At 39.9% G+C, this 26,214-nt stretch carries 21 protein-coding genes, 4 tRNA genes and 1 pseudogene; 14 read left to right on the plus strand and 12 right to left on the minus strand.

Going from position 1 to position 26,214, the window contains the following annotated elements; all coding sequences use genetic code 11:
* The first annotated feature begins 10 nt into the window (after nucleotides 1-10).
* Nucleotides 11-721, plus strand: coding sequence for an AzlC family ABC transporter permease (locus tag O1450_RS01240; RefSeq protein ID WP_269230388.1), 711 nt, complete (start codon nucleotides 11-13; stop codon nucleotides 719-721).
* Nucleotides 718-1,035, plus strand: coding sequence for an AzlD domain-containing protein (locus tag O1450_RS01245; protein ID WP_269229418.1), 318 nt, complete (start codon nucleotides 718-720; stop codon nucleotides 1,033-1,035). The genes O1450_RS01240 and O1450_RS01245 overlap by 4 nt, the downstream gene beginning before the upstream one ends.
* 99 nt (nucleotides 1,036-1,134) lie before the next feature.
* Here the strand turns inward: O1450_RS01245 and O1450_RS01250 are convergent.
* Nucleotides 1,135-2,069, minus strand: a pseudogene (locus tag O1450_RS01250) (MFS transporter).
* Between the two features lie 189 nt (nucleotides 2,070-2,258).
* Nucleotides 2,259-2,636, minus strand: coding sequence for a heavy metal-responsive transcriptional regulator (locus tag O1450_RS01255; protein WP_269230389.1), 378 nt, complete (start codon nucleotides 2,634-2,636; stop codon nucleotides 2,259-2,261).
* A 104-nt stretch (nucleotides 2,637-2,740) separates the two neighbouring features.
* On the opposite strand from O1450_RS01255, the gene O1450_RS01260 reads away from it, so the two are divergent.
* A complete protein-coding gene (locus O1450_RS01260; RefSeq protein ID WP_269229419.1) occupies nucleotides 2,741-3,850 on the plus strand; it encodes an SDR family oxidoreductase in 1,110 nt (369 codons plus the stop codon).
* Nucleotides 3,851-3,908: 58 nt separating this feature from the next.
* Here the strand turns inward: O1450_RS01260 and O1450_RS01265 are convergent, their stop codons facing one another.
* Together O1450_RS01265 and O1450_RS01270 are read right to left on the minus strand one after the other, a co-directional pair.
* Nucleotides 3,909-4,796 (minus strand): SDR family NAD(P)-dependent oxidoreductase, encoded by an 888-nt coding sequence (locus O1450_RS01265; protein ID WP_269229420.1) that lies wholly within the window; start codon nucleotides 4,794-4,796, stop codon nucleotides 3,909-3,911.
* A gap of 245 nt (nucleotides 4,797-5,041) precedes the next feature.
* Nucleotides 5,042-6,319: an O-acetylhomoserine aminocarboxypropyltransferase/cysteine synthase family protein gene (locus tag O1450_RS01270; RefSeq protein WP_005219416.1), complete on the minus strand. Its 1,278-nt coding sequence runs from the start codon at nucleotides 6,317-6,319 to the stop codon at nucleotides 5,042-5,044.
* A 296-nt stretch (nucleotides 6,320-6,615) separates the two neighbouring features.
* On the opposite strand from O1450_RS01270, the gene ettA reads away from it, so the two are divergent.
* From ettA to O1450_RS01300, 6 genes are all read left to right on the plus strand, one after another.
* Nucleotides 6,616-8,277 carry an energy-dependent translational throttle protein EttA gene (gene ettA / locus O1450_RS01275; RefSeq protein ID WP_269229421.1) on the plus strand — a complete coding sequence of 554 codons (1,662 nt, stop codon included), beginning with the start codon at nucleotides 6,616-6,618 and terminating at the stop codon, nucleotides 8,275-8,277.
* 184 nt (nucleotides 8,278-8,461) lie between these two features.
* Nucleotides 8,462-8,860, plus strand: a complete 399-nt coding sequence (locus tag O1450_RS01280; RefSeq protein ID WP_269229422.1) for a cation efflux protein, CzcI-like — start codon at nucleotides 8,462-8,464, stop codon at nucleotides 8,858-8,860.
* A 54-nt stretch (nucleotides 8,861-8,914) separates the two neighbouring features.
* Nucleotides 8,915-10,342: a TolC family protein gene (locus O1450_RS01285; RefSeq protein WP_269229423.1), complete on the plus strand. Its 1,428-nt coding sequence runs from the start codon at nucleotides 8,915-8,917 to the stop codon at nucleotides 10,340-10,342.
* Nucleotides 10,343-10,345: 3 nt separating this feature from the next.
* On the plus strand, nucleotides 10,346-11,593 hold the full coding sequence (locus O1450_RS01290) for an efflux RND transporter periplasmic adaptor subunit (protein ID WP_269229424.1): 1,248 nt from the start codon (nucleotides 10,346-10,348) through the stop codon (nucleotides 11,591-11,593).
* On the plus strand, nucleotides 11,583-14,726 hold the full coding sequence (locus O1450_RS01295; protein ID WP_269229425.1) for an efflux RND transporter permease subunit: 3,144 nt from the start codon (nucleotides 11,583-11,585) through the stop codon (nucleotides 14,724-14,726). Before O1450_RS01290 ends, O1450_RS01295 begins: the two co-directional genes overlap by 11 nt.
* A 234-nt stretch (nucleotides 14,727-14,960) precedes the next feature.
* On the plus strand, nucleotides 14,961-15,905 hold the full coding sequence (locus O1450_RS01300) for a cation diffusion facilitator family transporter (RefSeq protein WP_034600869.1): 945 nt from the start codon (nucleotides 14,961-14,963) through the stop codon (nucleotides 15,903-15,905).
* 31 nt (nucleotides 15,906-15,936) lie between these two features.
* Here the strand turns inward: O1450_RS01300 and O1450_RS01305 are convergent, their stop codons facing one another.
* Nucleotides 15,937-16,275 (minus strand): hypothetical protein, encoded by a 339-nt coding sequence (locus tag O1450_RS01305; RefSeq protein ID WP_004660100.1) that lies wholly within the window; start codon nucleotides 16,273-16,275, stop codon nucleotides 15,937-15,939.
* 224 nt (nucleotides 16,276-16,499) lie between these two features.
* Between O1450_RS01305 and O1450_RS01310 the strand changes: the two genes are divergently transcribed.
* The gene (locus O1450_RS01310; RefSeq protein WP_269229426.1) at nucleotides 16,500-18,110 is read left to right on the plus strand and encodes a hypothetical protein; all 1,611 of its coding nucleotides are present in this window, start codon (nucleotides 16,500-16,502) and stop codon (nucleotides 18,108-18,110) included.
* Between the two features lie 179 nt (nucleotides 18,111-18,289).
* Nucleotides 18,290-19,225: a hypothetical protein gene (locus O1450_RS01315; protein ID WP_004660107.1), complete on the plus strand. Its 936-nt coding sequence runs from the start codon at nucleotides 18,290-18,292 to the stop codon at nucleotides 19,223-19,225.
* 42 nt (nucleotides 19,226-19,267) lie between these two features.
* Here O1450_RS01315 and O1450_RS01320 read toward each other — a convergent pair.
* From O1450_RS01320 to O1450_RS01350, 7 genes are all read right to left on the minus strand, one after another.
* A tRNA-Glu gene (locus O1450_RS01320) sits at nucleotides 19,268-19,343 on the minus strand.
* A gap of 37 nt (nucleotides 19,344-19,380) precedes the next feature.
* Nucleotides 19,381-19,456 (minus strand) — tRNA-Glu (locus tag O1450_RS01325).
* A gap of 211 nt (nucleotides 19,457-19,667) precedes the next feature.
* On the minus strand, nucleotides 19,668-21,074 hold the full coding sequence (locus tag O1450_RS01330; RefSeq protein WP_269229427.1) for an amino acid permease: 1,407 nt from the start codon (nucleotides 21,072-21,074) through the stop codon (nucleotides 19,668-19,670).
* 116 nt (nucleotides 21,075-21,190) lie between these two features.
* Nucleotides 21,191-21,266: transfer RNA gene (locus O1450_RS01335), tRNA-Glu, on the minus strand.
* Nucleotides 21,267-21,292: 26 nt separating this feature from the next.
* A tRNA-Ala gene (locus O1450_RS01340) sits at nucleotides 21,293-21,368 on the minus strand.
* 58 nt (nucleotides 21,369-21,426) lie between these two features.
* Entirely contained in the window at nucleotides 21,427-22,935 is a 1,509-nt protein-coding gene (gene gltX, locus O1450_RS01345) for a glutamate--tRNA ligase (protein WP_269229428.1), read from the minus strand.
* 105 nt (nucleotides 22,936-23,040) lie between these two features.
* Nucleotides 23,041-23,286: a DUF4179 domain-containing protein gene (locus O1450_RS01350; RefSeq protein WP_413772447.1), complete on the minus strand. Its 246-nt coding sequence runs from the start codon at nucleotides 23,284-23,286 to the stop codon at nucleotides 23,041-23,043.
* Between the two features lie 465 nt (nucleotides 23,287-23,751).
* On the opposite strand from O1450_RS01350, the gene O1450_RS01355 reads away from it, so the two are divergent.
* The 3 genes from O1450_RS01355 to ftsL all read left to right on the plus strand — a co-directional run bounded on the left by O1450_RS01355 (nucleotide 23,752) and on the right by ftsL (nucleotide 26,206).
* On the plus strand, nucleotides 23,752-24,747 hold the full coding sequence (locus O1450_RS01355) for a sulfate ABC transporter substrate-binding protein (RefSeq protein WP_269229429.1): 996 nt from the start codon (nucleotides 23,752-23,754) through the stop codon (nucleotides 24,745-24,747).
* A 197-nt stretch (nucleotides 24,748-24,944) separates the two neighbouring features.
* Nucleotides 24,945-25,868: a 16S rRNA (cytosine(1402)-N(4))-methyltransferase RsmH gene (gene rsmH / locus O1450_RS01360; protein ID WP_269229430.1), complete on the plus strand. Its 924-nt coding sequence runs from the start codon at nucleotides 24,945-24,947 to the stop codon at nucleotides 25,866-25,868.
* Entirely contained in the window at nucleotides 25,868-26,206 is a 339-nt protein-coding gene (gene ftsL, locus O1450_RS01365) for a cell division protein FtsL (protein WP_241334606.1), read from the plus strand. Before rsmH ends, ftsL begins: the two co-directional genes overlap by 1 nt.
* The last annotated feature ends 8 nt before the right edge of the window (nucleotides 26,207-26,214 follow it).

Raw genomic sequence — 26,214 nt, forward strand, 5'->3', positions numbered from 1 at the left:
TGTGATGTTGATGTTAGGTGAAAGCACAGATGACACTCCGATGACCGAATCACGGGCATTTTTAAATGGAGTGATCAAAATACTGCCATTGTGTTTTGCGGTGTTGCCGTGGGGTTTACTCGCAGGCTCAATGGCGATTCAAGCGGGGCTAACGACTTTACAAGCGATTGGGATGTCAGCACTGGTCTTTGCTGGTGCAGCACAATTAATGACCTTAGGTTTAGTCATGGCAGGAACGCCTGCGCTCACAATTATTATTTCTGTTTTTCTGATTACCACACAGCATTATTTATATGCATTGTATTTACGCGAAGATATTTCCAAACAACCATTAAAATATCGGTTGATGCTAGGTTTCTTGCTGACCGATGAATTATTTGCCGTCAGTATTAAAAAGCAACAGCATTATATTCACTATCTGTTAGGCGCAGGACTTTGCTTTTATTTATGTTGGGTTCTGTTTAGTGCTTGTGGAGTCTTTCTTGCCTCAGCCGTTCCTAATTTAGATCAATATCATCTCGATTTTTCGATTGTTGCGACATTTATCGCAATTGTGGTTCCATTTATTAAAAACTTAAATACTTTGGTTGGGGTATTGGTTTCAGTGATTCTCACTGTTGTTTTTCTAAGCTTAGGTTTTAAAAGTGCCGCGATTATGGCAGGTGTGATTGGGATGTTGGCAGCCACTTGCTTGCAGAATTTTAGGGAGCGTACAGCATGACTTGGTTTCTCCTGATTATTCTCGCAATTGTGGTGTTTATGAATCGCTATATCTTGCTTGAACCTAATCTTCCTTTGCGCTTACCCAAATGGTTTCAGCGGTCTTTGCAATATTCTGCGCCGTGTTTACTGACGGCTATTGCAACACCGATTGTGTTTATGGATGAGCAGGGGGCATTTCGTTCGACTTTACTGAATCCTTATTTTCTTGCCACGATTTTAACGATTTTGATTGCATATAAAGTCCGCCACACCTTGTTGACGATTATTTTGAGTTTGGCTTGTTTTTATGGATTGGTGTTTGTATTGAAATGAATAGATGAAATGACGTGCGTGTTGAAGTTATTGTGAAATCCTATATCAACAAAACTACAGTTGAGAAAGACAATGTAGTTTTGTTGATACTCGATTTATTTAGTGATCATGTTCCAAATATTCAGGTTTTTTCGGTAGCGCCAAGCTACACAAGAAACAAATAATCAGCATAAAAATGACATAGATAAAGAAGATATTTTCAATGCCTGCATCTTTAAATATGAGGGCACCAATATTGGTGAGATAGGTCTTTGAATAAACTGTCACCACATAAAAGGTCAGTGAACCTGCTGAGGTATAACCGACCACAAAGAGAAAGGTTTTCCAATGCTGCTTTAATAGAGCAATTAAGCTTCCTGATTCTTCGCGTTGAGCATCTTCATGGGAAAGATTTCTTCTAAGCGACTTCGTGCAGCAAGAGAAAGCAAGGCAGCAACACCGCCAATCCCAAATGGAATACGCCAACCGCCGTCATTTAATTGTTGCTCCGTCATAAACCCGAGCAAAATCACCCCAAGTAAACTGGCAAGAAGTTGTCCACCAGATAGCGTGACATATTGAAATGATGCGAAGAATCCACGCTGCCCTTTTAAGCCTAGCTCACTCATATAGGTGGCAACAGCACCATATTCACCGCCAACAGATAGACCTTGTAATAAACGAACCATGAGGAGTAGAAAAGAAGCAAACATTCCAACTTGTTCATAAGTCGGTAATGCAGCAAAAAGAAAAGAACTGAGCGCCATAAGGCAAATTGAAATCACCATAAATTGCTTTCGACCATGTCGATCCGCAATAAGACCAACCAACCAACTGCCTATTGGTCGCATAAAGAAACTCGCCGCAAATACTCCCTAGACATAAATGGCTTTAGTGGTTGGATCCATATCTGGAGCAGTCAATGCATGAGTAAAATAAGCAGCAAAAACTGCATAAATATAAAAATCGAACCATTCAATGAGATTCCCTGATGCTGCACCGACAATGCCTTTAATACGGCTGGGTCTTTCTTCCTTACTATATGTTTGGTTCATTCCTATTCCTTTTTTTATCCAATCAGGTCTTTTTTATTTAGCTTTTAATCAATGTTATATACCGCTGAAAAAAATGAAAATGACACTATTTTGTATGCTTTTTATAGCGATATTTTAAATAAAAAGAAATTTTAAGGAGGCAGGAATGAAACTAAAATTAAACTTGGACTCTAATATTTTGAAAAATAATTAATTTATATCAGGAATAGGGCAATCTGCTCTGAGTGGGCATGCCTCACCTTGTGTAAATCGGCTTAACATGGTTTTGATATTCATCAACTGTTCAATTTTTTCATCAATCATATTTAGTTTGTCTTGGAAAATGTCTTGTACTTGAATGGCTGGAATTTCCCCTTGTGTGGTCAGTGCTAAAATTTGTTTAATTTCATTGAGTGAAAACCCTAGATTTTTTGCAGTTCGTATTAAGTGTAATTGTTGTAAGGTTTGTTCAGGATAATCTTTATATCCGTTATTACGAGTGATGGACTGAATCAGCTGCATTTTTTCATAGAAACGGATGGTATCCCGACTGAGTTCGGTTTGTTTTGCGAGTTGTCCAATTAACATCATAGTACCTTTATTGTTATATAAAATTTGATTAGAAATGCCTTGACCATTGAGTGTACTCCATCCTTTAGCCTATTCCTATCTTGAAAAATAAGGCATGTACAATGGAAAATAAGCAAACAAAATCTCATCAACAACAGGTTGCTTTGGTTGCAGGCGCAACAGGATTTGTCGGTCGATTTTTAATTGCCGAATTATTAAAAAGAGGGCATCACGTTTTTGCCTTATTGCGTAATCCAATACAGCAGCAAGCTATTTTAGAACAGTGGTTGAGTCTCAAGCAGGTCTCGATTCAAAGGTTGAGCTTTATTCAAGGTGATGTGACTAAGCCTAGGCTCGGAATGAGCGAACAAGATTGGGAAAAATTAAGTTCAGTGAATACGCTGTATAACAGTAGCGCGCTTTTTGCATGGAACCTGAGTATGCAACAAGCTCGTGCTGTGAATGTCGATGGTGCATTAAACTTACTTCGTTGTGTAGCACAACATTGTGATCTACAGCGTGCAGTACATGTTTCAGGTTATATGCTGACGATTCTCTCGCATTTGCAACAGGCGGGTGTGTGTTTAGAACAACCTGATCGAACCAATTGGTCATCTGTGTATCAACAGTTGGGAGCGTATGAAGCTTCCAAAATAGAGGCTCATTACGCTTGGATAGAATGTGCTGAAAAGCTTTCGATTGATTGGACGATTATTCATCCTGCTACAGTCTGTGGTGATGCTTTATCGGGTGAAATCCCTCACAATCAACCGATTGCTCAAATGATTGATTTATTAAAGCGCCGTAAAATGAGTGCAATTCCTGCAACACCAAAACATTATCTGCCTTTGGTGAGCGTAGATGATCTATGCCAAGTGATGGTGCGAGCTGCAACAGATTTAGGTTTAGTGAACCAGTCCTTATTAGTTGCCTCAGAACAGAACATTCCTTTGTCTGAATTGACGCAAATGATTGCTCAACAATTAAATGTCTCAGCACCGAAACAACATGTGCCGCTGGTTATTTTACGATTAATTTTGAAATGGACATGGTTGGCAAAGCAATTAGAAATGTCGGCTGAGATGTTAAGTTTTTTGAGGACTGAACAACTAGATTTAGAACCGCTTAAACAATTTAGACAACGTTGGGATATACAGACAGGGAATTTAGCGGATGCCATTACAAAAACAACAGATTGGATGAAACAAACAACATCCACACAAATTGTTTAAATCATAAAAAAACAGCGTATCTAGAGATACGCTGTTTTTTAAAATCGGAATCACAAGATTACCAGTGTTCACCTGGGAACAAACGCGCATAGGCACGTTGTACAAGATTTAATTTCTCTTGCTCGCCTACAGATGCCGTAGAACTTGGGAATAAGTTGAAGCCGATTGACATCAAAATATTATTTACATCTGGTGCAATCGCATAAGTAATTGATGCGAGACGACCTAAGTTGGTTGCAATCTTTTTCGGACGTTTCACAATCGCATAAGCAATCAAGTCTGCTGCTTGTTCAGGAGAAAGCGTCGGTACATATTTATAGATTTTAGTTGGTGCAATCATTGGTGTACGCACTAACGGCATGTAAATCGAAGTGATTGCAATTTTGTGCGAGTGAACTTCAGCAGATAAACAACGGCTAAATGCATCCAATGCCGCTTTAGATGCTACATAAGCTGAGAAGCGAGTTGCATTTGCAAGTACGCCAATTGAGCTGATGTTAATGATTTGACCGTCTTTACGTTGCATCATGTGTGGCAAGATATTCAATACCAAACGTACTGCACCGAAGTAATTTAATTGCATTGTACGTTCGAAATCATGGAAACGATCAACAGACTCATGTACAGCACGACGAATTGAACGACCTGCGTTATTAACCAAAATATCGATGTGATCAACAGCAGCTAAAATTTCTTTTGAAACTGCATCAATTGATTCCATGTCGTTAAGGTCACATGGAAAAACAGAAGCTTTTCCACCCTCAGCTTCAATCTCGGCTTTGACTTCGTCTAATTTTTCTTTAGTACGAGCAAGCAACAAGACATGAGCACCTGCCTGAGCGAGGTATTTTGATACCGTTAAACCAATGCCACTTGATGCACCAGTGACAACAATAGTTTTCCCGTCGACTTTTTGTTGAAAAAGTTTTTTGAGTTTTGCGTTCATGTAAGTTACCTACATTAATCAAGCTGTTGTTTGCAATGCTTTTTTATTGCGATTAAACATTGCACTTTATTTTGTATTAATATTAACCGATTTTTTCTGTTTGTCTAGTGTAAATATTTGAAATATAATAAATTTTTTAGAGTAAAAACTCTAAAAATAAATATAGGGATAGTTGAAAGGGAAATAAGTTTTAGTTTATTAAATCAAACAGCCTCTACAAGAGAGGCTGTTTGATTTAATGGCGTTTAAACATGAGCGAGTGCTTGATCTAGATCTGCAAGCAAATCATCAATATGTTCGATACCGATCGAAAGGCGAACTAGATCTTCGCTGACACCAGCAGATTTAAGTTCTTCAGCATTGAGTTGGCGATGGGTTGTGGTAGCAGGGTGACATGCCAAACTTTTGGCATCACCAATATTGACCAAACGTGTAAACAGTTGTAATGCATCGATAAAACGAGTACCGCCTTCTAAGCCATCTTGTACGCCAAAAGAAAGAATCGCTGAAGGTTTACCTTTCACATACTTTTGTGCCAAATTATGCTGTGGATGGTCACTTAAACCTGCATAATTGACCCACTTTACTTTTGGATGTTGTTTCAAATAATTTGCAACTTTTAGTGCATTCTCCGTATGGCGCTCCATACGAAGGCTTAAAGTTTCTAAACCTTGTAAGATCAAAAACACACTCAGTGGACTAATCGCAGCCCCTGTATTGCGTAGCGGAACAACGCGTGCACGTGCGATATAAGCAGCTTCCCCTAGAACTTCAACATAATTCACGCCGTGGTAGCTTGGATCTGGTGTATTCAACGCTTTAAAACGTTCAGGATATTTGCCCCAAGGGAATTTACCACTATCAATAATGACACCACCAATGCTATTGCCATGTCCGCCAATGTATTTTGTCAGAGAATGAACCACGATATCCGCACCAAATTCAAATGGTTTCAATAAAGCAGGAGTTGCAACAGTATTATCTACAATGACAGGGACACCATATTCATGGGCAATTTTGGAGATTGCTTCTAGGTCGATGATATTCCCAAGCGGATTACCAATTGATTCAACAAAGACTAACTTGGTCTTATCATCAATAATAGAGCGTAACGCTTCGGGATTCTGATAATCAAAGAAACGAACTTCAATCCCTTGTTTCGGCAATGTATGCGCAAATAGGTTATAAGTACCACCGTATAAAGTGGATACAGATGCAATATTGTCACCTGCTTCAGCAATTGTTTGAATCGAATAGGTGATCGCTGCCATACCTGAGGCTAGAGCCAATGCACCAATACCACCTTCGAGTGCTGCGAGGCGTTGTTCGAGTACGGCAGTGGTTGGATTCATAATACGGGTGTAAATATTGCCCTGAACTTTTAAATCGAATAAGTCAGCACCATGTTGTGTATTATCAAATGCATAAGACGTGGTTTGATAAATAGGTACAGCAACAGCCTTTGTAGTGGCTTCTGGTGAATATCCCGCATGAATGGCTAAAGTTTCATCTTTATAGGTCATGATTACATCATCTATGTGAGTTAAATACTGATCGAGTGTAGCCGAAAAGCTATTCAAAATGGTGCATAATTTATGCGATTTATTGCGTTTTTATTCATATGAATAGAATGTCGGTCTATTTTTATGTGTCATTATGACCATATGCCTGATGGTGTAATCTCTTGAAAAAGAAAATCCTTTGATTGGATGAAACAAAGATGATCTTAACTTCATGTTAATCCCGTTTTCAGCGTATAATACGTGCGATTATTTTTCGCTTTTTGCGATTTATTGGTTTTTCAATTGAGGAGTCCTGCGTGGCCCAATATATTTATACGATGAATCGAGTGTCGAAAATGGTTCCGCCAAAGCGCGAAATCTTAAAAGACATCTCTTTATCATTTTTCCCAGGCGCAAAAATTGGTGTGCTTGGTTTGAACGGTGCAGGTAAATCTACCTTACTCCGTATTATGGCTGGCGTAGATAAAGATTTCTCAGGTGAAGCACGCGCACAACCAGGAATCAAAATCGGTTACTTAGAACAAGAGCCGCCATTAGATCCAACCAAAGACGTTCGTGGTAACGTTGAAGATGGTGTACGTGAAGCACTTGATGCTTTAGCACGTCTTGATCAAGTTTTTGCTGAATATGCTGAGCCTGATGCAGATTTTGATGCGCTTGCAAAAGAGCAAGAAAAATTAGAATCAATCATCCATGCTTGGGATGCACATAATCTGAATAATCAGCTTGAAATTGCTGCGGATGCATTGAATCTTCCAGCTTGGGATGCAGATGTATCATTGCTTTCAGGTGGTGAGCGCCGTCGTGTTGCATTATGTCGTTTGTTGCTGTCTAAGCCAGACATGTTACTTCTTGACGAACCAACGAACCATTTAGATGCTGAATCAGTGTCTTGGTTAGAGCGTTTCTTGAAAGATTTCCCTGGTACGATCGTTGCGATTACGCATGACCGTTATTTCTTGGATAACGTGGCTGAGTGGATTCTTGAACTTGACCGTGGCATGGGGATTCCTTATCAAGGTAACTACTCTTCTTGGTTAGAACAAAAGAATGCTCGCCTAGAGCAAGAGAACAAACAAGAAGAATCTTTTGCGAAAGCATTGAAAAAAGAACTTGAATGGGTTCGTTCAAATGCCAAAGGTCAGCAGAAGAAAAACAAAGCGCGTATGGAGCGTTTTGAAGAACTTAACTCACGTGAATTCCAACAGCGTAACGAAACTTCTGAAATTTATATTCCACCTGGCCCACGTCTAGGCAATAAAGTTGTAGAAGTTGAAGGCATCAGTAAATCATTTGATGGCCGTTTACTTTACGAAAACTTAACATTTACTGTACCGCCTACAGCGATTGTGGGTATCGTGGGTCCAAACGGTGCGGGTAAAACCACGCTATTCCGTATGATGACTGGCGAACAGCAACCTGATACAGGTACAGTGACTTTAGGTGAGTCAGTTAAAGTTGCGTATGTGGGCCAGATCCGTGACACCTTAGATAACAACAAAACCGTTTGGGAAGAAGTTTCTGGTGGTTTAGATATCTTAAAAATTGGTGATTACGAAATTGCATCACGTGCTTATATCGGTCGCTTTAACTTTAAAGGTCAAGATCAGCAAAAACGTGTAGGTGAATTGTCTGGTGGTGAGCGTAACCGCTTACAACTTGCCAAGATCTTACAGTTAGGTGCAAACGTTATCTTACTGGATGAGCCATCGAACGACTTGGATATCGAAACTTTACGTGCGCTTGAGGATGCAATTCTTGTATTCCCAGGTACTGTGATGGTGGTATCGCATGACCGTTGGTTCCTTGACCGTATTGCAACGCACATCTTGTCATTCGAGAATGAACAGCCAGAATTCTACACAGGTAACTATGCAGAATATGAAGCATACCGTCAGTCTCGTTTAGGGGATACAGCAGCAACTAAACGTACAAAGTATAAAAAGATTACAGGTTAATTTCCTGTCTAAAAAAACCAGCTTTCGAGCTGGTTTTTTTTATTTGCAGAAATTATAAATACAAATCAAGGATTGTGCTATAAAGCCAACTTTCAGGACGATCTTGTTTTAGTTTGTTTAATGTAATTTTATTACATGTACTTTACTTGCTATAGTGACCCAAATTTTGAACAGTTGGTGTAACGTGCAACGTTCTGCTGTATTTATGACACTCTTGCTGAGTTTGTTCATGTTCCAAAGTTTTTGGAATGTGGCGGCAGCTTTTTGTGCGCATGAACAGCCGACTGAATATCGTACGTTAAATCATTTTGGGCATCATATTCCTGAAAATTTAGATGTTTCTGAAAAACATGCAGTAGTTGCAGATCAAGATGCTTCTGATTTACCCATGCCGTTAAGTTTGCAAGATCATCATGATCATTTGCCATCTTGTTTTCATGTCGTTGTGACCGAAGCGCAACAGCAGTTGAATGAACCAATTTTACAGACGCATGAAATAGAACAAAAATATTACTGGTCTAATTTATACCAGTCGCCACATTTATCACAACTCACCCCGCCACCTGTATTCACCCCGCTATAGGTGGGGTAGCCGAAAAATAGCCCACCGCAACCTTATTAATTTGCGGGGCTCTCTATGTCTTTAAGTTTAAATCAGCGTATCTGTGCATTTAAAAAGCGTACGCTTAGAAATCATCTGCTTTTATCAGCATTAAAATGGTCAATTTTGAGTATTGGCTTATCAGTGGGAGTTTTAGCTCAAGCAGTTTCAGCTGAGTCCTTACTCAATGTGAATCAATCGCCAACAACTGTTGCGCAGCGAAATAGTAACTTTGAACAAATTCTTGAGCAAATTCGTGCTTATCAAGCCAACCAATCCAATTGGCAAACCCAACAGCAGATGGCAAATGCAAGGCTACAACAAAGTGGTCTATGGGCAAATCCAAGTCTCTCGATTGAGCAAACGGGTCTGCAAAATGATCAAGATCGAGAGTTAGCGATTGGAATCTCCCAGTCATTAGACTTATTTGGTCAACGTCGTGCAGCACAAAAAGTTGCTCAGCTTTCAGCAACTCAAGTTGATTTAGAACAGCAACGCTACAATGCTGAACTTGAATTGATTGTGCAATATGCATGGTCACAAGTGGCATTATTCCAATTGGAAAAGTCTTTGATTGCAGAGCAATTACAAGTCAGCCAAGAAAATTTAGACGCAACGATGAAGCGTTATCAAGCTGGCAATATAGCTCAAGTTGATGTTGAGCGAGTTCGTATTGCACATTTAGAAAATCAGCGTATTGATCAACAAGCAGATCTACAACTTCGAGTTGCACAGCAGCAATTAGCAAGTTTTTGGGGCAGTGACCTGAATCAATTTGTGATTGCTCCAAGTGTCAATGAGCTTTGGTCTCGTGCCACAGTCGTAAAAACAGACAGACAAGATATAGAGAATTTATTTGAGCGAGGTTTGCAATTAGAAACTCAGCGTCAACAAGCCAATATTGATCAGCTCAAAGCAAAATCGCGCCCACAACCGATTATGACTTTTGGTGTGAATCGAACTCGTTCGGCAGATCAAAATACTGAAAATCAAATTCGTTTAGGGGTGGAGATTCCGCTTAATATTTTTAACTCACAAAAATACGGTATCCAGATTGCGGAAGTGAAGCAAACACTGATTCAGCAACAACAACGTTTTTATCGTCAGCAAAATCAGTTGGATATTGATGTTCGTCTTGTTGAACTACGTGGATTACAAACGCAATTTAAACAGTTAAATGACCAACAAGTACCTTTAGCGATACAGGTTCAGCAAAAGACTTTGCAAGGTTTTCGTTTAGGTAAATTTGCTGTTACGGATGTACAACAAGCCACAACTCAGTTACAGGATGTCCGTTTACGTAAAGTTCAACTCCTTAAACAAGCTTGGCAATTGAATGTGGAAGTACAAAGTGCACGTATGGGGCTTCCAGTAGAGCAGATCACAGCGAAAGATGCCTTAATGCAATTAAATCAACGCGTTTGGCAACAAATTAACGCTTTTCCAAGCCAAGTAGGAGAATAAGAGATGGATATGAAACAAAAAACACGTTCTCAATGGCTTTGGATCGCTGTGATTGCGGTACTCACAATCGTTTTGGCAGTAGGACTATTATGGAATAAAAAAACCAAGACTTCTGAAACTGCCGCACAAGGTGAGCAGGAACATGCCCATCAAGAAAATGAAAAAGATGAACCTAAACATGATGAAAAGGATGAGGAACATGAGGCTGAAGAAAGCCTCAGCCTAACAGCAGAGCAGATGCAACAGCATAGTGTCAAATTGGCACAAGTGGCTTTGGGTGAAGTGAATCAGGTTCAAACTTTTCCTGCAAAATTAGTGGTGAATACAGATCGCCAAGCGCATGTTTCACCAAGTTTTGCTGGTCGTGTTGAATCCGTTTATGTTGAATTAGGTCAGCAAGTGAAACGTGGTCAGGCTTTGGCAAACTTATTAGTACCAGACTTAGTGGATCAGCAAGCGAATCTACAAATTGCTCAAACAAATTTGGATTTAGCCCAGCAGGATTATGAGCGTGAACGTAGTTTATGGTCGCAAGGGATTTCTGCCAAACAAGACTATCAGCGTGCTTATAATGCTTATCGTCAAGCACAGATTCAGGTCCAAGCAGCACGTTCACGTCTTAGCGCCTTTGGTGCAGCTTCTGGCTCAAGTGGCCGCTATACGCTAACTGCACCGATCAATGGTGTGATTAGTAATAAAGACATTGTTATTGGTGAAAATGTTCAACTTGCAGATCAACTATTTACCATTGATCAGTTAGATCAACTTTGGTTGGAATTTGTATTACCAACCTTAGCGAGTATCAATGTACAGCCCAATCAGCAGATTCGATTTAAATCACTGCAAACAGGCAATCTCTTTAATGCCCAAGTTCAAAGTTTAACGACTGAAGCTGATGCACAAACAGGTCGTTTACAGATTCGTGCCAAAGTGCTGTCAAATGCAACTGAATTACGTCCAAACTTGATGGTGAATGTTGAATTACAAGCAGGTTCAAAAACGTCTGCAATTCGCGTAAGTTCTGAAGCGATTCAGCAGGTGGACGGTAAAGATGTCGTTTTCGTTGCTCAAGCGAATCAGAAAAAGGGTTTTGATTTCAAAGCGATTCCTGTTCAGATCGGTCAACGTACCCAAGATGGACAATGGGTCGAAATTACCCAAGGTTTGAGTGCGGGCCAGTCTTATGTAGCAACAGGTAGTTTCTTGTTGAAATCAGAACTGGAAAAAGGGGAGGCTGAACATGGGCATTAACTCTCCTCAATTCCCCAAGCCTGAAGGTTTATTTGATCGATTGATTCAATTTTCGATTCGTAATGCCATTTGGGTGATGCTATTTGTGATGACGTGGATTGCAGTTGGTATTTGGAGCTATCAAAAGCTTCCGATAGATGCAGTTCCTGATATTACCAATACTCAAGTACAAATTAATACCCAAGCGAATGGTTATACCGCTTTGGAGGTAGAACAGCGGATTACCTATCCGATCGAAACAGCGATGGCAGGTATTCCAGATCTAGAACAAACCCGTTCGATTTCTCGTTATGGCTTATCGCAAGTCACCATTATTTTTAAAGATGGCACGGATATTTACTGGGCAAGGCAGTTAATTAATCAACGTTTGCAAGAGGCAGATGGACAATTGCCAGATGCGGTTGATCCTGTGATGTCACCGATCTCTACGGGGCTTGGAGAGATTTACCAATGGGTGATTAAAGCTAAACCCGATGCAAAAAAAGAAGATGGAACGCCGTATAGTGCGATGGATCTACGAGAAATCCAAGATTGGATTGTGCGTCCACAATTACAGCGTGTTAAAGGTGTGGCTGAAATTAATAGTATTGGCGGCTACAACAAAACCTATATTGTTTCACCTGATTTAAAGCGTTTACAGCAGCTTCAAATCTCCTTGTCAGCGTTCCAAGCTGCATTGCAAGAGAACAATGAAAACCGAGGCGCAGGTTTTATTGAGGAAAATGGACAACAACTAACGGTACGTGTGCCGGGTATGCTCAGTACAGTTGAGGATATTCAAAACATTACTGTCTCGGTTAAAAATGGTCTACCCATTCGTGTTGCAGATGTGGCTTCAGTAGCGATCGGACATGATTTGCGTACAGGTGCTGCCACATATAATGGCGAGGAAACCGTGCTTGGTATCGCTATGATGATGATGGGTGAAAATAGCCGTACAGTTGCCCAAGCGGTTGATAGCAAGATCAAGGAAATTCAGCTGACTTTACCCAAAGGCGTTGAAATTGAAACGGTGTATGACCGTACGAGCTTAGTAAATAAAGCCATTAAAACGGTTCAGAAAAACTTAGTAGAAGGCGCGATTTTAGTCATCGTGATTCTATTTATTTTCTTGGGCAACTTCCGTGCTGCTTTGATTACTGCCTGTGTGATTCCGTTGTCAATGTTGTTCACCTTAACGGGTATGGCTGAACAAAATATCAGTGCCAATTTAATGAGTTTAGGTGCATTAGATTTTGGGATCATCGTCGATGGTGCAGTGGTCATTGTTGAAAACTGTATTCGACGGCTGGCGGAGGCACAGCATCATGCTGGACGCTTACTCACACGACAGGAACGCTTTAAAGAAGTCTTTTTGGCAGCCAAGCAAGCACGGAAACCACTCCTATTTGGTCAGGCCATTATTATGGTGGTGTATTTACCCATCTTTGCTTTGACAGGTGTAGAAGCGAAAATGTTCCATCCAATGGCAATGACGGTGGTAATGGCATTGTTGGGTGCGATGATTTTGTCGGTAACATTTGTACCCGCTGCGGTTGCATTGTTTATTACAGGTGAAGTCAAAGAAAAAGAATCTCGTTGGATGCAAGGCTTAAAACGTAAATACCAACAGATTCTCGATTGGGCATATCAATTCAAAATGGTGGTAGTGGCTTTAGCCCTAAGTATTTTGGTACTGAGTGGCGTACTGACGACCCAAATTGGCAGTGAATTTGCGCCACAACTGAGTGAAGGAGATTTCGCCTTACAACAAATGCGTTCGCCAAGCACAGGCTTGGAGCAGTCTTTACGTATGCAGGAAAATACTGAAAAGTTAATTATGAAGAATTTTTCAGAAGTCAAAGCGGTATTTGCTAGAACGGGGACTGCTGAGGTTGCGACCGATGTGATGCCGCCGAATATCTCAGATGCCGTGATTTTGTTAAAACCGCGTGATCAATGGGAAAATCCAAAAGAAACCATTGATGAATTGCGTAGCCGTATGCAGGTATTTTTGGAAACCATCCCAGGTAATAACAGTGAATTTTCACAACCAATTGAACTCCGTTTTAATGAATTGATCTCAGGTGTACGTAGTGATGTCGGGATCAAAGTCTTTGGTGATGATATGAATGTGCTGAACACTCAAGCACAGGCGATTGCACAAAAAGTACAGAAAATTTCGGGTGCGACTGCGGTCAAAGTAGAACAAACCACAGGTTTACCAGTACTTAATGTGGATATCAATCATGCATTAGCTGCGCAATATGGCCTGTCGGTAAAAACCATTCAGGATGTGGTTGCAGCGAGCGTGGGTGGTCAAAATGTTGGACAGATTTTGCAAGGTGATCGTCGTTTTGATTTTGAAATTCGTTTGCCTGATGCACAACGTACAGCACAGAACTTAGCGCAGTTACCTATTCAATTGCCGAATGGTGGTTTGATTCAGTTGCAAGATGTTGCCAAAGTGGAAACGATTTCAGGGATGAGCCAAGTTGGTCGTGAAAATGGTAAACGCCGTGTCATTGTCACCGCAAATGTTGAAGGGCGTGACTTGGGTTCATTTGTGCAGGAGTTACAAGCGACATTAAAACAACAACCTCTGCCAGCAGGTTATTGGCTAGAGTTTGGTGGACAATTTGAAAATCTGGCTTCTGCGGCGGCTCGTATGCAAATTGTGATTCCACTGGCATTGATTACCATCTTTATTTTATTGATGGCAGTGTTTCATAACTTTAAGGAAAGCCTGTTGGTATTCAGTGGTGTGCCATTTGCGTTGTCAGGTGGTTTGGTTGCGCTTTGGCTGCGTGATATTCCATTGTCGATGTCAGCAGGTGTTGGGTTCATTGCGCTCTCTGGTGTCGCAGTACTCAACGGTTTAGTGATGCTGAGTTTCATCAAAGAGCTTCGTGAGCAGTTTAATGTACATAAAGCGACATGGCAGGGAGCGATTCTCCGATTACGCCCCGTTCTGATGACTGCCTTCGTGGCATCGTTGGGTTTTATTCCGATGGCAATTGCCACAGGCACAGGTGCAGAAGTACAACGCCCATTAGCGACAGTTGTGATAGGTGGGATTATTTCTTCTACTTTACTAACATTGCTGATTTTGCCTGTAGTTTATCGCTGGATGAATGAGAAAGTTTCTGATTAGTGTCATTTAGAGGAATCTAAATCAGTATTCGCTATTGTGATAGGCGGCATGGATGCCGCCTGTAGGGCTGCGGTAGCATGGATGTACCGTCAGACCTACAAAGGATTTTGCCTACTTTGATCCTTTAAAGTAGGAAGATGCCTATACACATACCATTTGATTTAGGCTTTAATTCGAGGCAGTGTAAGCAAGATAAAAGAAGCTTCTTACTTATAAAATGATAAGGAGTCCAACATGAGTGGACATCAAGGGCATGATCATAGTCATGCTGCTGTTACAGAAGGCAATGCAAAAAAACTAACGATTGCGCTAATACTGACCACGACTTTTTTAGTCATCGAATTTATCGCAGGTATCATCACACAGAGTTTGGCATTACTTTCCGATGCTGCACATATGTTTACTGATGCCGCTGCATTAGCGATTGCTTTAGCAGCGATTAAAATTGCCAAACGCCCTGCTGATGATAAGCGTACCTTCGGTTATCAGCGTTTCGAGATTTTGGCGGCATTATTTAATGCATCTATGCTATTTTTTGTGGCGATGTATATTCTTTACGAAGCCTATCAACGTTTTACCCAACCGCCCGAAATTCAAAGTATAGGCATGTTGGTGGTCGCATCAATTGGATTAATCATTAATTTGATTTCAATGAAAATTTTGATGTCGAGTGCGACTGAAAGTTTGAACATGAAAGGTGCTTATTTAGAAGTGCTGAGTGATGCATTAGGTTCTGTGGGCGTCATTATTGGTGCTGTGATTATTTATTACACCAACTGGTATTGGGTTGATACTATTATTGCGGTCGCGATCGGTTTTTGGGTCTTACCAAGAACATGGATTTTGCTCAGACAAAGTATCAATATTTTATTAGAGGGTGTACCTGAAGAGGTTGATATTGAAAAGTTGCGCACTGATCTGTTGGGTTTAGATGGTGTTGAGAGTATCCACCAATTAAAGGTCTGGGCAATTACATCGAAGAATATTCATCTTACCGTACATTTGTTTGCACCGAATGTTGATCGTAATCAGTTGCATCGTGCTGCAATTGAAATGTTATCGCATGAACATGGTATTGCCGAAGTGACTTTACAGATCGAAGATGATGCTGAAATGAATTGTCAGCATACTCATCAACATGTTGAAGATGAACAACACACTCATTCACATCAGCACTGAGCTGATGTGAATTGGAATTTAGAGCAACGTGTTAGTTTTGCCATTCGTGATTACAGTCACGACATTTCCAATGCTTTTGCGCTTGCATAAAAGCCTGCATTGAAATTTTGAAATCAGGTAAATCTCGCCAAAATAAGATGCCCGCGATGACACAGACAATAAATACTGCAACGGTCGCAATTTGCAGGCCTTGACCAGCGCCATGCCCAAAAATCCACATTGCAACACTAATTAACACCAACACCAGTAAAATAAAAATAGCAGGAACTAAAAGCACCAAGCTTTTAGGCACATTAGGGCGAGGGCTATTTGTACCCTGACTGACAGGCATAATTTTAACGCTTTGGCATTTAGGGCAACGATATTGCATAAAGATTTCCTATAGTATTTTGCTTATTTTAGCGAAAATTATGCAAAAGCTAAAATCCTACGTTGTTCAAATACATAAACTTACTTATTTTATACTATCTTTAAAATATTAAGTTGATTCGAGCAATCCATATCGGTCGCAGCTCGTCTAAACCTGTTCGCTAAAATAATATCAGTCATGCTAATTTGTGAACTGAATGTGTTGAATAATGCGCAAGGACTCGCATGCTGCCTACCAAACTTCTAAAATTACGATTAGCTCGCATCGAAAAGGGCGAAGGTCATCTTTCGACCCAAGACAAGCTAATGTTGGTTAGCATGGAGAGTCCTGATTTAAGTGCAAATTTCTTTTTAAAATTGTTTAAAGTCTCGTTACCAAAGCAATGGAAATTCCAGCATGAGACAGATGAAGATATTCTATATACATCACAACTCATCAAATTAATTGAAAACGAATTTATTCCAAGTTATGAATCTCATGCCAGAAAACATGCATGGTATGAACAATGTTTGGTTTATCAGCTCAATTTTGTTGTGCCTCAACCGACACAGCCACAAATCAATCTTTATTTACGTCAGCTAGATAAATGTTTAGATCAACAACCTAAGATTGATTTATTGCTCTATTTTCAACAGCAATATCCAAGTGCAAAACATGCGGTGGCTTTAGCAAAAGCCTATGCAGGCGCAGAACAATATACTGAAGCGATCAAACAGTATGAATGGGCTTCACAGCAGTCTATACAGCGGAGTGAAATTGCTTTTTATGCATATATAGCGTGTTTAGTAAATCGCAACCAGTCTGAGTACATGCCTAATGTAAGCGATGTTGAATATGCAATTGATTTACTCTCTAAATTTGAAAAACCAGTTGATCAAAAAACCTATCTAAAAACGTTGAAATCTGCGGTAAATGCTTTGTTGCCAGCAGTGATATTGCAAACGCAAGCGATAGAAACGAATATTTTGGCAGATGTTGGGCGTAGCTTAAATTCACTGGGCAAGTCAATCGGCGGAATGCTAGGCGGACGGGATTTTCAGCTTCCTTACAATAAAGAAGTGATTGCAAATGCACCACAACTTTTAACTCATCCGCTCGTATTTGCAGGTCTTGCAGAATCTAGTGCGATACAAAATGCCCTATTACGTCTTTTGAAAAATGATCAACAGTGTGCTGATACTCTATTGTTGAAGTTATGGTTGGCGATTCAAAAAGATCTGGATATTTGGAGATGGCTGGTCGAGCCGATTCAAAGTGAAGAATTTATACAGGCTTTATCTAAAGTTGAATATGAACAACAGCCGACCATTATTTCAGGACCAATACAACTAGTTCTAGAGCAAGGGCTGATGCAATTTTTGGGTGACTTTCGTCTTGATAAACAACACGCTGAAAGACCTGCTTTATATGAGCAGCGAGATATTGTTGTCAATGAAATGGTGAGCTTTGCTCACATGTTCCAAAAGAATATTTTAGAACCTTATTTGGTAAAGCAGCGTTATTGCTCGCAACAGCTACAATTGAATTGGATGGGTAAGTTGAATGAAATTGCACTTTCAAGTGGTTTATTTGCTTATCAATTTAAAGCTGAACAACGTGCGCAAGCTTTATTTGATTGGATGCAACAAAAACTAGAGAAAGGGAACGACTTTGATAAAATGCAAGCCGCTTGGGTGGCATTGCGAGAAGTTGGTCATTTAGAGACAGTCGATATACAGGAAAAACTTGTTTCTATTGAAATTGCGCTAGAAAAGTATAAACAACTTCGTCTGAATCAAATGTTATTAAAAGCAGATATGGATGAAAAAGTGCAGCTCGAAGAAGGTGAAATGTAACGTTTTCTGAAACATATTTAGAAAATGGACGATTAAATTAATTTAAAAGTGTGCAACAAAAAGACGCAAATTGCGCTAAATAGCATGCTAATCTACATAAAAACAGCCAATAAGTTTATAAAACAGATTGTTGCTCATATCAAAATTGAGTTGCTGAGAAAGGGAAGAGGGAGAACATCTTGAATCGACAAGATGATAAAAAGGCAATGTTCGATATTATGCCTGCAGATATAGAATCATCAGATGAGAAACCGTCTTTATCACGTCGGTTAATCAATAAGACATTACAGCACGCACAAGATGCTGTTGAGTTTGCGAGTGATACCTCTCGTAATATCGCAGGTGTCGCAGATGCCGCCTTAGATGCCTTAGATCAAGTTACCCATCACACCAAACGTGGTGTTGAAGGGATGCGAAATACTGTTCGTGATATGGTATCAGAAACTAGCGAAGCAGCGCGTCAAGTTGCGTTAGCAATGGCACGAGCATCGTTAGGAAAAAGTAGCCTCACCTTATATTTGCCTGAAATGCTGCTCAATAATCAAATTCGGAAACGTATGGATCGTTCTGAAATTGATGATATTAAAATTGAATGTGGCAATGATCGCTTTCATATCGAATTAGATGGCCACTATCGCCGTTTCCTATATCGTCTGTCTTTAGAATTCAATGTTTTAGAATGTCGTATTGGGCAGGAAAAATATTTACGTCTTTGTCAGGTCGATGAGCATTTGGATTTACAAATTCGTCATGGTGGTACTTTAACAAATTGGGCAGCAAGACGTGTCGGTAATATCAGCTTTGAAGTGATTAATTCCTTACCGATCCCATTTTTGATCAATCACCTCATTCGTGATGTGCCGGGGATTCAAAAAGAAGGGCATCGTTTATGGTATATCGACCTTGAAGAAGCGGGTTTTATTGATTTCATTAATAACCGCTCATGGATGGTCGATAAGCTATTAAGCTTGACTGATTTTAGTATTTTGCCAGGACTTAATATTTTGCAAGAGAGTCGCGAATTGGTACAACAATTAGTTGATCAATTTGAGATCCGAGGCTTACGTGTTCAGTCTGGACGTTTAGAAGTTCAAGTTGGAATTGGAAGTGAGTAAGTAATAAAAAAGCCACTGTCAATGCAGTGGCTTTTTAGAATTTGGCGTCCCTACGGGGATTCGAACCCCGGTTACCGCCGTGAAAGGGCGATGTCCTAGGCCTCTAGACGATAGGGACTTATATGAGGCATACATCTGAAAACAATAATAAATATTGGCGTCCCTACGGGGATTCGAACCCCGGTTACCGCCGTGAAAGGGCGATGTCCTAGGCCTCTAGACGATAGGGACGTTTCAGAGGTGGGCGTATATTAGGGTGAATTGGGTAGGGTGTCAAACACTTTTCCAAAGAAAATCCAAAAAAATCTTGTGAGTGTCTAAAAATAAAACATATCGTAGAATAAATAATCAAAATAAGGAAGTTAAAGTAAAATTGTCAAGTAAGTTAATTTAAGTTAAATAAAAAATGCAGCCTAAGCTGCATTTTTTATTTATTGCCATTTTATTTACGATCACGGTAAAAAACGTAGTAACTTAAATAACAAGCGGCAATAAACAGTAAACATCCAATAAAACCAGCCTGCATTTCAGGATCGTATGCCATGCTGAGACCTGTAATTAAACAGAAAACAAAACCTAAGATGGGAACGATTGGATAAAGTGGTGCAGCAAATTTTAAATCTTTTGCTGAATGTCCAGCCTTGTACCATTGGCGTCTAAAGTTAAACTGACTCCAACAAATACTCATCCACACGATGACCATGGTAAATGCAGCAACACCTAGTAAATTTTTGAAAATTGTCTCTGGGGCAAAATGCTCAGATAGTAATCCGGGAATTGCGCCAAACATGGTTACCACTAGCGCAATGATAGGCGTACCACTCTTAGACAATTTTGAGAATATGCTTGGTAGTTGGCGTTGATCAGATAAAGACCACATCATGCGGGAAGCCGCATAGAGACCTGAGTTTGCAGCGGATAATAAGGCAGTAATAATCACGAAGCGAATAATATCGTCAGCATATGGAATACCGATGTATTTAAATACTGTTACGAAAGGACTGCTACTCACTCCGTCACCGCCTAAGCCAGCTACATGGAATGGAAGTAATGCACTAATAACAACAATCGTACCCACAAAGAAAATTAATAGTCGCCAAATTGCTGCATTAATTGCTTTAGGAACATTTTCAGCTGGATTTTGGGTTTCACCTGCGGCAACACCAATGAGTTCAGTTCCAGAAAAGGCAAAGTTAACAATTAACATCGTGGTGAAAATTGGAAAAAGACCTTGTGGAAACCAACCATGTGCCGTTAAGTTATGAAATAACGGTGCTGATTCAGTGCCTTGGAATGGAATGAAACCAAAAATTGCGCATAAACCTAAAAGGATAAAGGCAATAACGGTAATGACTTTGACTAATGCAAGCCAAAACTCTGATTCAGCAAAAATGCGGGTTGAACTTAAATTTAATCCTAAAATTGTAATCGCAAAAATAATGGTCCAAATCCACATCGAAATATGAGGGAACCATTCTTGCATGAGTAAGGCTGCGGCAGTAAATTCTGTACCAAGCGTTGCGGTCCATGTCAGCCAATACAGCCAAGAAATCATATAACCCGTTCCTGGGCCAATATATTTTTGAGCGTATGCGCCAAAAGATCCAGCCACAGGCATATGTACTGCGAGCTCACCTAAACAGAGCATAACCATATAGGCAATTAAACCACCTAAAAAGTAGGCAATAATTGCGCCGATAGGACCCGTTTGAGCGATGACCTCTCCAGAACCTAAAAATAAACCTGTACCAATTGCACCTCCTAATGAAAGCATAACTAGGTGACGGGTGCTCATTGCACGTTTTAATGTTTTTGATTCAGAGGTAGCATTTGAGTTGGAAGATTGCATACCACAATTTGTCCAAGCGTGGAGAAGCAAGTATTTTATGTAAAATTTTGAAATGTGCAATCTGAATAAATGAATGTTTAGTTGAAAATTATAATTTTAATTATTTTGCATAAATATGGCGTCCCTACGGGGATTCGAACCCCGGTTACCGCCGTGAAAGGGCGATGTCCTAGGCCTCTAGACGATAGGGACTTATTGAGGCAACACAAATTGAAGTTTGGTGGAGCCAAGCAGGATCGAACTGCTGACCTCTACAATGCCATTGTAGCGCTCTACCAACTGAGCTATGACCCCAGTCTGTGTGAGCGCAATATTAGGGCGAATGCGCTCACACGTCAATGATTAAACTGAATTAATTCTCACTATTTGCATCATTTTTCGGCAGTTTGAGTGATTCGTTTAATTTTTCCCAAACTTTAAGTTCTTTCTTGCTTGGTGCACCTACGATTTCTAAGGCATGACGCAAACGTGCAAAAGTCAAATCAGGACCCAATGTTACCATAGATTGCATCACAGGCGTTGAACTCGTTGAACCCGCAATCGCAATAAAGAATGCTGGCATAAAGTCACGAAGTTTAACTTCCATTTGAGTGGCTAAATCCATCAGCGTTTGGCTGACAGTATCATTATTCCACGTAAACTGACTTTCTAAGCGCCAAATTGCAAATTGTAAGCTTTGACGAACTTGTTCTTCGGTCAATTTTTTGCTTTCAAACTGTTCTTTACTGATTTGTGGCATGTGATTGAAATAGAAACCAGCCCAATTCACAGCTTCTGAAAGTAGATTGATACGAGGTTGAATCGCAGCTGCAATGTCTTCAAGTGTTTGACGGTCGCTTTTCCATGTTAATAGGCGATCTAGAAGTTGCCCCGGTGTTAAGCCTTTGATCCATTGACCGTTCAGCCAATTAAGTTTTTCAACATCAAAGATTGGGCCGCCCAATGAAACACGCTGTACATCAAAGTTTTCAACCATGTCCTGTAATGTGAATACTTCACGCTCATCAGGCATTGACCAACCCATGCGACCTAAATAATTCAATAATGCTTCTGGTAATACACCGATGTCGCGATAGTAGTTAATAGAAGTTGGGTTCTTGCGTTTAGAAAGTTTTGATTTATCTGGGTTACGTAACAATGGCATATGACATAAAGTTGGCATTTCCCAACCAAAATATTGGTAAAGTAACTGATGTTTAGGCGCTGAAGGCAGCCATTCTTCCCCACGTAACACGTGAGTGATTTCCATTAAGTGGTCATCCACGACATTAGCAAGATGATAAGTTGGTAAACCATCCGTTTTTAGCAACACTTGCATGTCAACTTGTGCCCAAGGAATCTCCACTTCACCACGAAGTAAATCATTAATCTTACAAATACCATCTTCAGGTACTTTCATTCGAATGACATGTGGTTCACCCGCAGCAAGGCGTTGTTGTACTTCTTCTTGTGAAAGTTTTAAGCCGCGACCATCATATTTTGGCGTTTCACCACGTGCTTGCTGCTCTGCACGCATTTGGTCAAGTTCTTCTGCGGTTGCAAAACAGTAGAACGCATGACCCTTTTCAATCAGGTCTAAAGCGTATTGCTTATAAATTCCCATACGTTCTGACTGACGATAAGGTGCATGTGGGCCACCGACATCTGGGCCTTCTGACCAGTTCAACCCCAACCAACGTAAAGAATCTAAAATCATTTTTTCAGATTCAGGAGTTGAACGGAGTTGGTCTGTGTCCTCAATACGTAAAATAAATTCACCGCCGTGCTCTTTAGCAAAACATAAATTAAATAATGCAATATAAGCAGTACCTACATGAGGGAAACCTGTAGGAGAAGGCGCAATACGGGTACGAACTTTCATAAATTATCGAAGCTTAAATTAAAATTGAAACTATTATAACGAAAAAGCCTAGTCACGGCATGACTAGGCTTATTTAAACATGTAGAGCTTTACATATTTAAAAGATTAAGATGTATGCGGTTGAAAAATAGTCTGAACAAAGCGCGAAAAACGTTCGTGTTGGCTTGCAAAGAACGTTTGTGTTGGCGTTGTGCGGATCGTATTCAACATTTTTAATTCGTCATCTGTTGAAGGCAACATGGCCGTATTACGTTTTTGTTGATCAAGCGCTTTCACAATTAACGAAGACGATTTGTCTATCGTTTTAATATTATTGTTTTCTTTAATTGCAGCTGCATGTCCAACTTGAATAGAACACACCAAAAATAAGCTTAAGCATAGTGTTTTTTTAAGTTTTGATGCTTGCACGGTAACATCCCCTTCATGACTTCGAGTCTACAAGACTAACTAAATGACTATAGTATTGCTTTAAGCATACGATTCAAACATAAATTTTAATAAAAAAGCATAACTAAGTCACACTTTTTACAAAAAAATAATAAATAAACACACTTTTGGGTATTGTAAGCCTGATGGCTAGAATATGTGCAAATCAAATTTAACAAGCAAATGTGTAGAAAAAGTGGAGAATGATAATTTTTCTCAAAATAAAAATAACATGAATAAACATTTAGTATTTTAACTGCAATATATCCTTAATATTACGATATATAAAAAAAAGAATAATTTCTAAATTATTGATATAACCATATGATTGTAAATTATTTTTAAATAAATATAGTGGTCACAAATATACAGAAAATGAGTGAATAATAAATGAAAACAGTGATCGCAGCGGCATTGCTCACTTTAGGTTTAAATAGTGTGGCGCAAGCAGCAACAACATTTCTGAATGTATCCTATGATCCAACACGTGAATTTTATCAAGAATATAATCAAGCATTTGGTCAGTATTGGAAACAAAGAACAGGTCAAAATGTAGACTTTAAACAATCGCATGGCGGTTCGGGTAAACAGGCACGATCGGTGATTGATGGTTTGCAGGCTGATGTTGTGACCTTAGCATTAGCCAATGATATTGATGAAATTGCCAATGCAGGTCTCATTCGTAAAGATTGGCAAAAACAATTTAAAAATAATTCTGCACCCTATACATCAACGGTAGTATTCCTTGTCCGCAAAGGAAATCCGAAAAATATCCGTGATTGGAATGATCTCACCAAAGAGGGTGTCGAAATTATTACCCCAAATCCGAAAACAGGTGGAGCACCGCGTTGGATCTATTTATCGGCATGGGGCTATGCCTTGAAACAACCCGGTGGTAATGAGACTAAAGCCCGTGATTTAGTCAAAAAATTATACCAAAATGTCAAAGTGCTTGATTCGGGAGCGCGAGGTTCTTTAACTACATTCGCTGAGCGAGGTATAGGCGATGTGTTACTGTCATGGGAAAATGAAGCTTTATTGGCGACCCAAGGTTTAGGTAAAGATAAATACGATATTGTTTATCCATCAATTTCGATTTTGGCTGAGCCTTCAGTTGCGATTGTAGATAAAACCGTGGATAAAGATGGTAATCGCAATTTAGCGCGAGGCTATTTAAATTTTCTTTATTCACCTTTAGGGCAGGAACTTGCGGCAAAACATTATTTCCGTCCACGTAATCCGCAAGTTGCAGCACAATATGCGAAACAATTTCCAAAGATCAAACTCTTCAGCATTAATGATGTATTTGGTGGATGGACAAAAGCGCAGAAAACCCACTTTGTGAATGGTGCGATTTTTGATCAAATTTATGCAGATAAACAGTAAATAAATTACATATAAAATTTGTGATTGAATATGGGAAAGCAAATACACGGAGTATTTGCTTTTTTGTTGCGTAAAAAATGATAAGAAAACGGTTTTATCTATGAAAAGTTAAGAATTCTCTACAAAAAGTCGTTTGGTACTGGGATAAAACAAGGTGATAATGTGCAGTTACATTTTTAGCTGTTGATCCCATTCCTATGTCGCATATTTCTGTCTTACTTCATGAAACCGTTGATGGCGTATTGGCAGGTCGCGATACTGGTGTTTTTGTCGATGCAACGTTTGGTCGAGGAGGGCATACTAAGCTCTTACTTTCCAAATTGGATCAAAATGCACGTGTTTACGCCTTTGACAAAGATCCTCAGGCACTTGAAGTTGCCGCGCAATTAGAACAAGAAGATCCGCGGTTTAAAATTATTCATGCCAGTTTTGCCGATATTCAGGCGGAATTAACAAATATTGGTATTACCGAAGTCGATGGCATTATGGCGGACTTAGGCGTGTCCTCACCGCAACTTGACCAAGCTGAACGTGGGTTTAGCTTTATGCAAGATGGCCCGCTAGACATGCGTATGGATAATTCTCAAGGTTTGACTGCGGCTGAGTGGTTATTAAAAATCGAAGAAGAAAAATTAGCCAATATTATTTTCCAATATGGCGAAGAGCGTTATAGCCGTCGTATTGCCAAAGCGATTAAATTGGCAGGTGAAATTACGACAACTGCTCAACTTGCAGAAATTGTCAAAGTTGCTCATCCGAAATGGGAAAAGCACAAACACCCAGCAACACGTACTTTCCAAGCGATTCGTATTGCAATTAATAAAGAGCTTGATGATATTGAAACATTTTTACCGCAAGCTGTAGAATTGTTGAAAGTACAAGGACAGTTGGCTGTGATTAGCTTCCACTCTTTGGAAGATCGTTTGATTAAACAGTTTATCCAAAAAGAATCAACTTTAGCGGAAGATCATGGTTGGGGGATGCCTCAAGCACAGGTTGATACGCGACGTTTAAAGAAAGTGTCTCGTATTCGTGCGAGTGAAGCAGAAGTAAAAGCAAATCCTCGTTCACGTAGTGCATGGTTGCGTGTGGCAGAGCGTTTAGAGCAAAAAGGTAGATAATGAATAAAAAAAATGATGATGAGGTTTTATCCAGTAGTAAAAAGGGACTGAAAAAAGTTGTGGTGTATGCTGTGCTTCTTGCATTGGTCTTCATTAGTGCGATGATGGTGGTGTTTCAAGTATTTGAATATCGTCATGATTATCGTGATTTGAGTGGGTATATGCGTGAAAAAGATGATTTAAATGCCGAATGGGGGCGTTTATTGATCGAGCAACAAACCTTTGGTGCGACTGCACAGATTGGTTCTCGTGCTGTGACACAGTTACGCATGTTTTCACCGCCTGCTGCACAAACCGTCGTGATTTCTTTACCTATGACTTCAAAGCAAGACAAATAAGGCATGCT

Source organism: Acinetobacter sp. TR11 (assembly GCF_027105035.1).
Classification (GTDB): Bacteria; Pseudomonadota; Gammaproteobacteria; order Pseudomonadales; family Moraxellaceae; genus Acinetobacter.